This is a genomic window from Bacillus cereus group sp. RP29, assembly GCF_040459765.1.
Lineage (GTDB): Bacteria > Bacillota > Bacilli > Bacillales > Bacillaceae_G > Bacillus_A > Bacillus_A paranthracis.
This window is the reverse complement of the sequence record NZ_JARVHN010000001.1, coordinates 1,902,478-1,916,341: the sequence shown is the minus strand read 5'-3', so window position 1 is coordinate 1,916,341 and position 13,864 is coordinate 1,902,478. Positions and strand designations below refer to the sequence as shown.

Genomic DNA, 13,864 nt, shown 5'->3' with positions numbered 1-13,864 from the left:
TCATTCTTCCTTCTTCGGTTTTCCTGCTGGATATGGTGTATTTTCAAGTTGATCGCCAATCCACATCGTCCCATCTTCCCAAAATTCTTTTTTCCATATTGGGACGATTCGCTTTATACGTTCAATTGCGTATTCATTCGCTTCATAAGCTACTTTGCGATGCGGTGATGAAACTGCGATGACTACCGCAATATCCATTATTTCTAGCCGGCCTACTCGGTGCGTAATTGCTATTTTTGCGTCCGGCCATCTTTCACTAATTTCTTCACCAATTCTCATAAGTTGTTTTACTGCCATCGTTTCATATGCTTCATACTCTAAATGTAGCGTTCGTCTTCCTTTTGTTAATTCTCTCACTGTACCAATAAAAGTTGTAATCGCACCTGCGTCTCTTCTTGCAACCTTATTTGTTACTTCTTCAACTACAATCGGTATATCTACAATTTCAAATAGCACTTGTCGCATTAGAATCACCTCTCACTTTATAAAATGTCCAAGGCCATTCACTACCTTCGTTATCTTCCAACAAGAGAACATCTACGAACATATCTTTTTTATACCCTCTCGTACCACCTGGAAGTACAATAAATATATTTGTCTCTGCTAGAGAAGAAACTGAGCTAGATTTATCAAACCCTGACGGATAAGCGATTAACTGCCCTTCGTTATATGTTAGTTTTCCTCGTACAAATCTTGTAAATGGATTTGGCTTTAAAAAGTCTTCTCCTAATAACGCTTTTTCTCTTTTTACATGTGCTTTTTCACTAAACATATACGTTCGAATACAAGGTCTTACAAACAATTCAAATCCTACGTAACAAGCAGATGGATTTCCTGATAAACCGAATAATAACTTGCCATTTAATTGCGCTACAGTCGTAACACTTCCTGGCCTCATTGCAACTTTATTGAAAAGAACTGATGCACCTAATTTTTCATATATAGCTGGCAAATAATCGTAATCCCCTACTGATACACCACCTGTTGTAATGAGCATATCTACTTGGCTTATTGCTTCTTTTACAGCCGTAAAACACGTATAAAAATCATCGCTAAACTTCCCAAAATACTTTACTCTTCCGCCTGCTCTTCGGATTTGAGACAATATCATATACGTATTACTATTTCGGATTTTCCCTGGCTGTAATGAATCGTTTACATCCAGTAATTCACTGCCAGTCGCTAATAGTCCAACTACAGGCTTTCTCGCAACTGGCACCTCGCTATACCCAAACGTAGCAAGAAGAGCTGAAATGCCTGGATGAATGTATGTTCCTTTCTTTGCAAGAACCGTTCCTTTACGAGCATCTTCACCTTGAAAAGAAATATTATCGCCCGTTTTGAATGACCGTTTCAATTCCATATACTTACTGCCAGCCTCCTCATATTGACGGGTCAGCTCTAGCATAACAACTGCATCACATCCACTCGGAATCTGTGCTCCCGTCATAATTCGAACTGCTTGAAACGGACCTACTTTCTCATCGAATAGCGATCCTGCACCAATTTCACCCACTACTTCAAATACAATTGGCGTTTCATAACTTGCTAAATTCGTATCTTCTGCTCTAATAGCAAACCCGTCATACGGTGAACGATTAAATGACGGCACATCATGGTCAGCTACTAAATCCTCTGCTAATATACGTCCGTAAGCTAATTCAATAGGTAGTAGCTCCTTTAAGCCGTTATGAGCAAATCCCATCACTTTACGAACAGCCTCTTCAACTGTGATTGGTACTCTTCTTTCCATTGTTGACAACCCTTTCTATTAGCCGAATACGCGATAATATAGTTGTTTCGCTTTCGAAATATCATTTGTGCCATGAATAAAAACACGACCATCCCGAAAAACAACGATGCGGTACTCATCTAATTGGCAAGATAGTAAATACGGATTCCGATTTACTTCCCCCACTTTTTTTAATACTTTTTCTATATCATCAAAATTGTATTTTCTATTGTCTACTGGTCTAATTTGAACTGTATTTCTTCCGCATAAAGCAGCTACCTTCGTTTGATTTTCGTATAATAAATAAGGATAAATGCGATTCAAACCGCATGAAGAGCAATTGTCTGTCTTGATTTTCCCTAGTTTTATAAAATGGTTTTGATTACTCCATATATCAAATATGAAAAATGTTTTTCTAATTGCTGCAAAATCTTCTACTAAAATTTTGAGTGCTTCCGCCACTTGATATGCTGCGACGATTTGTACAGTCGGGCTAATAATTCCAGCTGTATCACACGTCACACCTGTAACTGGAACGTTCTTCAGCACACAATGTAAACAAGGTGTCTCTTGCGGAATAATTGTACAACTCATACCGTACGAGCCAACGCAAGAACCATATACCCACGGGATATTATGTTTTTGTGATAAGTCATTTATTATAAATCGGATATCGAAATTATCTGTTGCATCAATGATTACATCGACATTTTCTAATAGCCCTTCCAAGTTTTCTACACACGCATCCATTACGAAAGCATGTATTTGTACTTCCGAATTAAGTTTTTCTAACCGATTTTTAGCAGCGATTGCTTTTGGCAATTTCTCTCTTGCATCTTGTTCAGAGTACAATTGTTGCCTTTGTAAATTACTCCATTCAACGTAATCACGATCTATGATCGTCAACTTGCCAATACCTGCACGTACGAAACTTTCGGCACTTGCACTTCCTAATGCGCCTACTCCTACAATTAACACATGTTTATTTCGAATTTTTTCTTGCCCTCTACTCCCAATTGATTTAAACAAATGTTGTCGTGAATACCGCTCAGCCATTACATATACCCTTCCTCTCACGAACTCTATTTCATATTAGAATGTTGTTTTTGATAACAAGCAAAGTACGCAAATCCAACAAAACCAGCCCCGCCAATTACATTTCCGATAAAGACAGGAACAAAATTTTTAGCAAGATCCATCCATGTGAGATGACCTGCAAAAATAACTGCTGAGATGACAAACATATTTGCTACCACTTGCTGAAATCCAATCACTACAAATGCCATAATGGGAATCCAAATTCCGATTATTTTTCCGACAAAATCACTCGTCCCATAAGCAAGCCAAAGCGCCAAACAAACGAGCCAATTACACCCAATTGCTAAAATTAAAGTTCTTCCAAAAGATTCATGTAACTTGCCTTCTGCTATCGCTACCGTTTTATTTAAATAATCCCCCTCTGTTAATCCGCCAAGATGACCGAAACAATACGCTACGAAAATAGCTCCTACAAAATTCATGAAAGTAATCCAAATCCAGTTATTTAGCACACTAACCAATGTAATTTTCTTTGCATATAGCGCCATAGACAGTGACATCATATTTCCGGTAATTAATTCTCCTCCCGCTAATACAACGAGCATGAGTCCAACAGGAAAAACCGCTCCTCCTAAAACATTTACTAAACTCCCCCAGCGCTCAGGCAAATTACCTAAAACGCGAATGTTAAGTAAAAAACCTAGCGAAATAAACGCTCCTCCTAAAAAACCGAGAATAAGCATTGCTGGCAAGGTCTGACTTACTTTTTGAACACCGGCCTCAATGACAAGCTCAGCAATTTGTTCCGGTTTATGAAATGCCATTACTAATTCCTCCATTTTCTCCAAATAAAAAAGCAGCTTCAAAAAACCTCCTCAAAATAAAGGTTTTTGAATGCTGCTTAATTTCTCTGCACATCTTTTACAGAGAGATCAACCATCACTTTTACTATAAAATAGAAAATCTACAACCATTGCACATCTTCCATTTTGTATATACTTCATCATATTGTCACTTATATATATCAACCACCAATATGTGACATTTCAATTTTAGGTGCTCTTTTTTTACTTGTATGACTTAAGCGTTCATCTGAATAACGATCTTCTCGTTTGTTCCATATATCGCGTACGACATCTGTTATTTCCTCGTCAGTGTATTCTGATCGAAGCAGTTCTCTCAAATCATTTCCTTTAGAAGCGAACAAACAAGTATATAATTTTCCTTCTGCAGAAATACGAGCTCTCGTACATGAGGAGCAGAAGGAGTCTGTTACTGATGAAATAATACCTATTTCTTCATCACTTCCAATATAACGATAGCGAGTCGCAACCTCTCCTGCATAATTCGCTTCTATTCGTTCTAATGGCATAACTTGATGAATCGTATCTACTATTTCTTGTTTAGAGACAACCTCTTTTAAATCCCAACCGTTATAATTTCCAACGTCCATATACTCAATAAAACGAAGAATATGTTTATTTTTCTTAAAGTATTGCGCCATCTGCAAGATATCCTGTTCGTTTTTCCCCTTTTGAACGACCATGTTTATTTTAATTTTCATACCGACTTCAGCTGCAGCTTGTATTCCTTCCAGAACCCTTTGTACTTTGCTTCTATTACCATTCAAATAGAAAAACCGCTCTTCTTCTAAGGAATCTAAACTAACTGTCACACGTGATAAACCCGCCTTATATAAATCAGGAGCAAACTTTTTAAGTAACGATCCATTAGTTGTTAAACCGATATCCTCCACACCATCTATTTTATTCAGGCGCTCGATAAGCTGCGGAAGACCTCTTCGAAGTAACGGTTCTCCGCCTGTAATCCGTAATTTTCTAACACCTAAAGAAACGAAAATACGCGTTATCCTTTCAATTTCATCAAAAGATAAAATTTTATCATTAGACAAAAACGAGTAATCAGGACCAAATATTTCTTCTGGCATACAATATCGACAGCGAAAATTACAGCGATCAGTAACTGAAATACGTAAATCCTTTAACGGACGTTGTAGTTTGTCTAATGTGACAGATTTCATATTTATTGCCTCGCTTTTACTTAGTTTATATTTAAAACACGCTCCGGATGCGTATATACATTTAAGGATTCATTCCGAATAAATCCTATCGTAGTAATACCTAATTCTTCAGCTAGCTGTAAAGCCAACTCAGTTGGAGCTGATTTTGACAGTATAATTTCACAACCAATTTTTGCAACTTTCAATAATATTTCCGAAGAAATACGACCGCTAAAAACAATAATTTTATCTCTTATAGAAATATTATTTTTTAAACAATAACCGTAAATTTTATCTAACGCATTATGCCTTCCGATATCCATTCGACTTAAAATAATACCATTCACATTGCACAAAGATGCATTATGAACGCCCCCTGTATGACGAAATGTCTCCGCAGATTGCTGCATTTCTTTCATTAATCGAAAACAGTCTTCTGCAGTAACCTGTACATGGACGCCATTCATTTTCTTTGCACTTAATGCATCATTCGCAAAAACAAATCCTTGTCTACTCATACCACAGCATGAAGTAATATAACGTTTATTTTGCATTTGTTCGTAATACGGATTTACTTTTGCCGTCGTGACATGTACAAATCCTTCTTTCTCTTGTACCCATATGTCATCAATATCTTCATACTTCCGAATGATTCCTTCAGATGCTAAGAAGCCTATTACCATATCTTCTATATATTCTGGAGTACTAACCATTGTAACAAACTCCTGTCCGTTCATTTTAATCGTGACTGGAAACTCTGTTACAATGCTGTCCTCTATATGTTTAAACGCCCCTTGTTCATAACGAAAGATTTCTCTTTCTACCTGTATCGGTTTCACGATCAATATCCTTCTCTCACGTTATATTTTTATCAAAAACAAATACCGAAACTGCAATATCTTCTTCTACTTTCATATCTGAAAACAAATTCACTAATTTCGCTCCAACAAGTTCCTCCAAATGTTCACGGGAATTTGCAGCATACACTTCTTGAATCATTTTCGTTCTAGCCATATGAACCATTTCCGCACCGTCCATTGTACTTGAAATGAATTTTTCAGTAGGTGTTAAGTTTCCGTAAAGAGTCGCAATCGCCATATTTTCAGCGAAAACAGTATGAATTCGTTCTGGCCCTTTTCCGAAAAGTTCCTTTCGAAGTTTTCGAATCATATCATTAAATTCATGTACTTTTTTTGACATACAATTATACCTCCCAAAAAACCTCATTTTACTTTATTATATATTTTACCAAAATGAGCCTTCCGCCCAAACTATTTCGTACAAACATTTGGGCGAAAGGGTTCACTTCATGAAGTTTACTCTTCTTTTAATCCTTTTCCCATACCTTTTAAGAAATGAAGCCCAAACCCGATAGCACGGTTAATGTCTGGATCTTTCAATACTTTCATAAGATCGAATACCCCTACTTTTTTATTACTCTCTAGATGTTCATTACCTTTTTCTAGCCCTACTAATAAGCTACCTATAAGCTTTTTCGTAAGCTCCGGATCAAGTTCTGTTAAAGCACCCGCAGCCCCCATCATATTATTAATTAAATTTGTAACGGGCTCACGAGTCACTTGACCAAGAACAATCTTTGCGATTGGTTCTTTCGCCTTTAGCATAGAATTTGCTGCTTCTAGCATGCCAATATCATTCAATTCCCCTACTATATTAAACATTTGATTTAGAGCGTCTTCATTATTAGCTAGAAGCTCTTTTAAATCGTCTAATTTTTTCTGTTTTATTTCTTCCTCAGTTAATTCTTGTTTTTGAATCATTTTTATAGGTGCAGCCATATTTTTCTCCTCCTACTTATCCGTTAAATGCACATACCCTGGACGTGCCCACTTACGATGTACCTCAATACCAGATTGAGGATGACGTTTTTTATTACGCGGGTTCGCTTTTGGCATCGGATTTTCGCCATCAACTTCCAGCACTTCCATACGCACTTTCGTCTGTTTATAAGCAGGTGTGTTCGTACGCGTATCAACGGCAGGACCTGTTAAGAAATTAATTGCTGTTTCATTATCTGTAGAGTTCATCGGTAAATATAACTCATTCGCTTTTACACGATCTGTTACAAGTGCACGTAATTTTAACGCTCCAAACGGAGAGACAAGACGGACTAATGAACCAGTTTTTACTCCACGTTCTTTTGCAAGTGCTGGAGAAACTTCAACGAAAACGCCAGGTACTTTCGTTTGAATACCTGTTGATTTATTTGTCATATTCCCTTCATGGAAGTGCTCAAGCATACGACCATTGTTAATATGAAGGTCGAACTCAGCTGGGAATTCAGCTGGGCGCACCCAGTCAGCAATCGCAAAACGAGCTTTTTTATCCGGGAAGTTAAATCCATCTTGGAAAAGAAGCGGTGTATTCGTTCCATCAAAACTTCCCCAATGGAAACTATTCCATCCTTCCAATACTTCATAGTTTGCTTGTGAAAATAGTGGTGATAAACTTGCCATTTCAGCAAAAATTTCACTTGGATGACTATAACTCCAGTTTGCACCTAATTTATTCGCAACTTCCTGCACAATCCACCAGTCTGGCTTCGCATCTCCAAGCGTAGGAAGAACTTGATATAGTCTTTGAACACGACGCTCTGTATTTGTAAAAGTACCTTCTTTTTCAAGAGATGGCGCTGCTGGTAATACAACATCTGCATATTGAGCCGTTTTAGATAAGAAAACATCTTGCACAACGAAGAAATCAAGGCTTGATAATACTTCATGTACATGATTCGCATTAGAGTCTACAAGAGCCATGTCTTCTCCGACAAGATACATAGCTTTCATTTTCCCTTCGTCAATCGCGTGAAGCATTTCAATATTATTCAGACCTGGTTCACTATTAATTTTCACTCCATAAGCCATTTCAAATTTCGCACGTTCCATATCGTTCGTAACGTGTTGATATCCAGGAAGCCATCCTGGTAAAGTACCCATATCACAAGCACCTTGTACGTTATTATGACCTCGAAGCGGATATGCACCAGCGCCTGGACGACGATAATTACCTGTTGCAAGTAGTAAGTTTGAAATCGCAGCGGAAGTATCAGATCCACCTGTATTTTGCGTTACCCCCATTCCCCAAAGGATACATGTACCATCTGCATCACGAATCATTTCAGCCATTTGAATCAGTGTTTCTTTTGAAATACCAGTCATTTCTTCTGCATATTCAAGTGTATATGCTGTAAGGCTCTCTTTGAAATCTTCAAAGAAATTTACATTCTCATCAATAAATCGTTGATCGTGCCAGCCTTGATCAATCATATATTTCGTAACAGCCATTAACCATACTTGATCTGTTCCTTGTTTTGGACTAATAAAGACATCTGAACGCTCTACCATTTCTGTTTTACGAAGATCAGCCACAATTAATTTTTGTCCGTGTAATTTATGTGCACGTTTAATACGTGTAGCTAAAACAGGATGACCTTCTGTCGGATTACAACCTACAATAATAACAAGACCAGATTGTGCAATATCTTTAATCGTTCCAGCATCTCCGCCCATACCAATTGTACGGAATAATCCGTCTGTCGCTGGTGATTGACAATAACGTGAGCAGTTATCAATATTATTCGTTTCAAATACTTGTCGAGCTAATTTTTGAATCACATAATTATCTTCATTCGTAATTTTAGATGAAGAAATAAAACCGATAGCATCTTTACCGTACTCTTCTTTAATCGATCCTAATTTACTTGCAACTACATTCAACGCTTCTTCCCATGTTGATTCAACAAACGTTCCATTTTTACGAATTAAAGGTTTCGTAATTCGTTCTTTAGAATTTACGAAATCCCAACCAAATTTTCCTTTTACACAAGTAGAAATTGCGTTAACTGGCGCATCAGAAGAAGGTTGTACTTTAAGAATTTTACGCCCTTTCGTCCACACTTCAAATGAACAACCTACACCACAAAATGTACATACTGTTTTCGTTTTCTTCGTACGAGTATCACGCATGGCCGCTTCCACTTCTGATACCGCAAAAATACCGCTATATCCAGGCTCTACTTCTTTAATTAAATCTACCATCGGTTCAAGAATATCTGGCTTTAGTCCCGTCATAAATCCAGCTTCACCGAGCATCGTTTTCTCCATTAAAGCGTTACAAGGACAAATCGTTACACATTGACCACAACTAACGCATGAAGAATCATTAATATTTACTCCTTCATCCCAAATCACTCGTGGGCGTTCCGCTTCCCAGTCTATCGATAATGTTTCATTTACTTGTAAGTTTTGACACACCTCTACACATTGACCACATGCAATACATTGATTCGGGTCATAACGATAAAACGGATGCGTCATATCAACTTCACTTACATCTACTTTCGGTTCATAAGGATATTTTTGATGTTCAATTTCCATTAATTCTGCTGTATTATGCAGTTTACAGTTCCCATTGTTGTTGTCACATACTGTACAGTATAATAAATGATTTTCTAGTAACCAATCCATCGCCTCTGTTTGTGCTTCTTTCGCACGAGTAGAATTACGTTCAATGTTCATACCTTCTGTCGCTACTGTCGAACAAGAGCGCATTAACTTTCCGTCAACTTCTACAATACAAGTGTCACATGTTTGAATAGGATCTACTTCTGGCACGTAACAAATTTGCGGATGTTCAATCCCGTTCTCGTTCATAACACCCAATATCGTTGAACCGGGCTCCGCTGTATACTTTTTTCCGTCAATTGTAATATGAACCATGTTGTTATTCATGGTCTTTCCCCCTTTTTGAGAATAAAAAAACTCCACCACGAAAATATACGCACCACATTTCGGCACGTTATTATCATGGTGGAGTAGTTTATTAGCACATCTTGCTAAAATACCAATCCATTTATTCATAAATAAAACGATAGAGTCATAACAGGTCATATCACGATTCCATCTTTAACACTATAATTATAGCGTTAAAGTTAAAAATATACAATATAAAATTTAAACTACGCATATGTCCGTATGGAACTATCCATAATAACCCATATAAAGTGAAACTTTAATCAGCCCTCACCAATCGGGATAAAACATAACAAGGAGTAAGCAAACAAATGGGGTCTTTTAATAAATGGATTCGTGGTGAAAAATCTTTTTCTAACCAAGAGCAAGCTGATCACACATTAAATAAATCTATTTCTTCTTCCCTTTCCCTTAATTTAAAGCACTTGTCCAAACTGTTTAGCGGTATTCCAGAATTAATAACACGCAATTTTCCATTAAAAAACGGACAGGAAGCTGCACTTATATATATGGAAGGACTTGTAGACAAAACTGTTATTAACGTAAACATCCTTCGTCCTCTCTTATTTAAAGAGTGGAATGAAGACGATTTTTGGGAAGCCTCTGTTTCTATCGGAAATATTAAAAAGATTGAGCAGTGGACAGACATTGAACAATCTCTTTTACACGGCAAAAGTATTTTATTTATAAACGGGCAATTATCCGCTTTAGAGCTTGATACGCAAGCGGCACCAAAAAGGAGCATTGAAGAGCCTACAACAGAGAGCTCCATAAAAAGCTCACACGAAGGATTTAATGAAGTAGCGAGCGACAGCCTTGCACTTATTCGTCGATATATTCCAAATCGCGAATTGAAAGTGAAGGAATTCACTGTTGGTGAACGAGCTACTTCAAAGGTTTTTTTGCTTTATCTAGCAGATGTTGCGGACGAAGATGTCGTAAAAGAAATGGCATCCCGTATCGAATCAGTAAAAGTGGATGCAATTCTTACTACTGGTGAATTAGAGGGGTTTGTTGAAGATAATTCCTTTACTCTCTTTCCGCAATTATCAATAACTGAACGCCCTGACACAACAGCACATCATATTCTAGATGGGCGAATTGCTGTTGTTGTAGATCGTTCACCAGGCGTATTAATTGGACCAATGACTTTTTCAGCTTTTTTTCAGACGATAGATGATTACAGCTTCAGGCCAATGATTCCATCTTTTATACGATTACTTCGTTTCACTGGATTATTTATTGCAATTTTTGCTCCTGCTCTTTATATTGCTATGATTTCCTTTCATTATGAAGTGATTCCACTTAAATTATTGTTAACGATTGGAGAATCTCGAGCTAAAATTCCTTTTCCTCCTATATTAGAAGCACTTTTGATGGAATTAGTACTTGAAATGCTCCGCGAAGCTGCAGTTCGGCTTCCGGGTCCCGTTGGACAAACCATTGGCGTCGTAGGAGGGATTGTCATCGGACAAGCTGCAGTTCAAGCAGGAATAGTAAGTAATGTCATGGTTATCGTCGTATCTATTACTGCAGTCGCTTCTTTCATCATCCCTAATCTAGAAATGTCTGCAGGAATTCGACTTCTTCGCTTCCCAATGATGATAATTGCCTCTTTATTTGGTGTCATTGGCATTATGGTTGGGATGGCAATCATTATTATTCATATACTTTCTATGGAATCTCTCGGTGTTCCTTATGGTAGTCCTTTTTCTCCGTTATTTGCTTCGGATTTAAAAGATATTCTTATACGTTTACCATGGAAAATAATGAAGAAGCGTCCACTATCCCTTAACTTAAAACAAGAGAATCGACAACGCGATATAGAAGGAACGGAGGAAGAGAAGTGACAAAGCGTGCAAAGAGGGAGATTAGTTTATTTCAATACATTTTAACGATTAGTGGTGTTCAAGTAGGATTCGGTGTCCTTACACTTCCTCGTGAAGTTGCACAAGGGGCGAATACAGATGGATGGATTTCTATTATTATTGGATGCGCTATCACTACTTTAGTCAGTCTATGTATTGTGAAAATTATGGAAAATCATCCTGGGTATACTTTACTTGATGTGCTGACTCGTTATCTTGGGAAGTGGCTAGGAAAATTCGCTATGCTTCTTTGGATTTTATACGCTATACTTGCTGCGGTCTCCTTAATCTTTTCTCTTTTATATGTCATTCACATTTGGATTTTACCTAGAACTCCAATGTTTTTAATTATGATTTTGCTTTCTATTCCAATGCTTATGCTTGCATGTAAAGGTGTACTTATTATTAGTCGCTTTGCCGTTTTCACTGTGCTTTTTACCCTCTGGATACCATTACTATTGTTTATCCCTCTTAAAGATGGTCATTGGATATATCTTCTTCCCTTTCTAAAGGAAGGATGGCTACCAGTTGTAACCACAGTGAAATCAACTATCATTGCATCTCTCGGATTCGAGTTTGCATTCGTCCTTTATCCCTATCTAACTAACAAATCAGCTGCAAAAAAAGGCATCGTTCTTGCAAATATGATTACGTTATTCGTCTACCTACAAGTTACGTTCGTTTCTTTCGTTTATTTTAGCCCAGATGGTATAACTAAGTTTTTATGGCCGACTCTTTCTCTTATTACACCATTTCACTTTTCATTTCTGGAACGGTTTGAAATTATCTTTTTGTCATTTTACCTCTTCATTATTTTCGATTCGTGCATTCCTTATATTTTTACCGCTTCAGATGGAATCAATCAATTACTTAACAAAAAAGGGAGTTCGTTACCTGTTTGGATTTTATTATTCGGATGCATTTTCGTTCTATTCTTTTATATCCCTTCCTCTTACCAAATAAGTGCGTTGCGAGAATTTTGGGGAGCTGCCAGTTATTTTATCGTTTTTCTATTTCCAGTCGTATTTCTCTTATACATGACACTATATCAGTATTGGGAAAGGAGAAGAGTTTAAATGAGGCGCTTTATTCATTTCACTATACTTTGCTTTCTCATAACCTTTTTAACAGGCTGTGGAGATCGTCTAGACTTAGAAAAACAATCGATTTCATTAATTTACGGCTTTGACGCAAAAGCAAAAGGTAAATTAATTGTGTACCACGTAAACCCTATTTTTAATGAAGATGTGGAGAAAAAGTACGAAACTCATGAAGCGAAAGTACGTACACCCCGAGAAGCAAAAGCAACGTTTAATAGTTCAAGTAGCGGTTTAGTGTCTACAGAAAAGTTACAGCTCATTTTATTTAGCACGAAATTTTTAAAACAAGAAGGTGCTATGCCTTACCTTGATGTTTGGTACCGCGATCCTAAAAATACCGGAAACATGCGCATGGTTGCAGTAGACGGGCCAATTTCTTCTGTTATATATAATAACTTTAAAGATAAACCTGCTCTTCCTGAGTATTTAACAGATTTAATTAATACAAATAAATTATACAATCGGACAGTTTTCACACCATTTCATGAATTTCATAGACAAACGTTTAATAAAGGTATAACACCTGCTATTTCAGAAATAAAAAAAGGAAAAAAAGATGTTATCGTTACAGGCTCTGCACTTTTAACTTCTCGCGGAATTTATAAGATGTCTTTAAATCGCTATGAAAGTGCCCTTCTGCTCATGTTGCAAAAAAAAGCTAATATACCTGTTTCACTTACAATGAAAATCCCTTCGCATTCAGTTGAAAGTAATAGTCATCTAAAAGATACAGAAGGTGAAGATTTCGTATCAATAAACGTTCTTAGCATGAATCGTGATATCCGTACAGGCTATAGCGATAACCACTTCAAATTTAATGTTAAAATGGATTTAAAAATTGCCGTATCTGAACTTACATTCAATATGGATATAGATAAAGATAGGAAGAAATTAACTTCTCTTATTACAAAACAACTAAACAAAGATTTGAACAATTTAATCCACAAAATTCAAAAACAACAACTCGATCCATTCGGATTTGGTGATTATGCGAGAGCGTTTCAATATGAAGAATGGAAAAAAGTTGAAGACGCTTGGCCGAGTGTCTTTTCAAAAGCTAACGTGAAAGTAACACCTACGATTAAAATTTTAGAAAATGGGATTATTAAATAGCAAAAAAACACGCTACTTGCTCTTATACGTTTAAAGAGTAAGTAGCGTGTTATCATTTTTATTTTGAAGCTTCTTATACAGTTACACTTCTGTTTCTTGTTCTTCACTTTCCGCTTGTTCCAATCTTTGCTGCTCCGCAATTTCAGCTGAAATCATCCCATAATAAATTTCTGGATACAATCCAAATATTTGATATACACTTCCTAAAAACGGCATCGGAA

The 13,864-nt window shown here is 36.9% G+C and carries 13 protein-coding genes; 3 read left to right on the top strand and 10 right to left on the bottom strand.

The genetic code is table 11. From position 1 onward, the window contains the following. The 9 genes from QCI47_RS10075 to fdhF all read right to left on the bottom strand — a co-directional run bounded on the left by QCI47_RS10075 (position 1) and on the right by fdhF (position 9,541). Complete coding sequence (locus QCI47_RS10075; RefSeq protein ID WP_309422875.1) at positions 1-465, bottom strand: molybdenum cofactor biosynthesis protein MoaE; 465 nt, start codon at positions 463-465, stop codon at positions 1-3. Beyond that, the gene (gene moeA, locus QCI47_RS10070) at positions 446-1,753 is read right to left on the bottom strand and encodes a molybdopterin molybdotransferase MoeA (RefSeq protein ID WP_309422876.1); all 1,308 of its coding nucleotides are present in this window, start codon (positions 1,751-1,753) and stop codon (positions 446-448) included. The genes QCI47_RS10075 and moeA overlap by 20 nt, the downstream gene beginning before the upstream one ends. A gap of 18 nt (positions 1,754-1,771) precedes the next feature. Next, positions 1,772-2,788: a molybdopterin-synthase adenylyltransferase MoeB gene (locus QCI47_RS10065; protein WP_071741773.1), complete on the bottom strand. Its 1,017-nt coding sequence runs from the start codon at positions 2,786-2,788 to the stop codon at positions 1,772-1,774. Between the two features lie 26 nt (positions 2,789-2,814). Beyond that, positions 2,815-3,594: a formate channel gene (locus tag QCI47_RS10060; RefSeq protein WP_000864003.1), complete on the bottom strand. Its 780-nt coding sequence runs from the start codon at positions 3,592-3,594 to the stop codon at positions 2,815-2,817. A gap of 200 nt (positions 3,595-3,794) precedes the next feature. Continuing rightward, positions 3,795-4,811, bottom strand: coding sequence for a GTP 3',8-cyclase MoaA (gene moaA, locus QCI47_RS10055; RefSeq protein ID WP_076868366.1), 1,017 nt, complete (start codon positions 4,809-4,811; stop codon positions 3,795-3,797). 20 nt (positions 4,812-4,831) lie between these two features. Further along, positions 4,832-5,629: a formate dehydrogenase accessory sulfurtransferase FdhD gene (fdhD, locus tag QCI47_RS10050; protein WP_000802675.1), complete on the bottom strand. Its 798-nt coding sequence runs from the start codon at positions 5,627-5,629 to the stop codon at positions 4,832-4,834. 16 nt (positions 5,630-5,645) lie between these two features. After that, positions 5,646-5,990: a Na-translocating system protein MpsC family protein gene (locus QCI47_RS10045; RefSeq protein ID WP_000039582.1), complete on the bottom strand. Its 345-nt coding sequence runs from the start codon at positions 5,988-5,990 to the stop codon at positions 5,646-5,648. A 116-nt stretch (positions 5,991-6,106) separates the two neighbouring features. Next, on the bottom strand, positions 6,107-6,589 hold the full coding sequence (locus QCI47_RS10040; protein WP_000729889.1) for a helical membrane plugin domain-containing protein: 483 nt from the start codon (positions 6,587-6,589) through the stop codon (positions 6,107-6,109). 12 nt (positions 6,590-6,601) lie between these two features. Beyond that, on the bottom strand, positions 6,602-9,541 hold the full coding sequence (gene fdhF / locus QCI47_RS10035; protein WP_353811766.1) for a formate dehydrogenase subunit alpha: 2,940 nt from the start codon (positions 9,539-9,541) through the stop codon (positions 6,602-6,604). A gap of 332 nt (positions 9,542-9,873) precedes the next feature. Here fdhF and gerSA point away from each other — a divergent pair, with 332 nt between their 5' ends. From gerSA to gerSC, 3 genes are read left to right on the top strand one after another with little or no spacing between them, the layout of a single operon-like run. Then, a complete protein-coding gene (gerSA, locus tag QCI47_RS10030) occupies positions 9,874-11,412 on the top strand; it encodes a spore germination protein GerSA (protein WP_000534503.1) in 1,539 nt (512 codons plus the stop codon). After that, positions 11,409-12,506, top strand: a complete 1,098-nt coding sequence (locus QCI47_RS10025) for an endospore germination permease (RefSeq protein ID WP_163257945.1) — start codon at positions 11,409-11,411, stop codon at positions 12,504-12,506. Before gerSA ends, QCI47_RS10025 begins: the two co-directional genes overlap by 4 nt. Then, positions 12,507-13,643, top strand: coding sequence for a spore germination protein GerSC (gene gerSC, locus QCI47_RS10020; protein WP_001252193.1), 1,137 nt, complete (start codon positions 12,507-12,509; stop codon positions 13,641-13,643). Between the two features lie 81 nt (positions 13,644-13,724). Here gerSC and QCI47_RS10015 read toward each other — a convergent pair whose 3' ends face one another. Next, positions 13,725-13,859 carry a hypothetical protein gene (locus QCI47_RS10015; protein ID WP_001116173.1) on the bottom strand — a complete coding sequence of 45 codons (135 nt, stop codon included), beginning with the start codon at positions 13,857-13,859 and terminating at the stop codon, positions 13,725-13,727. Positions 13,860-13,864 lie beyond the last annotated feature (5 nt).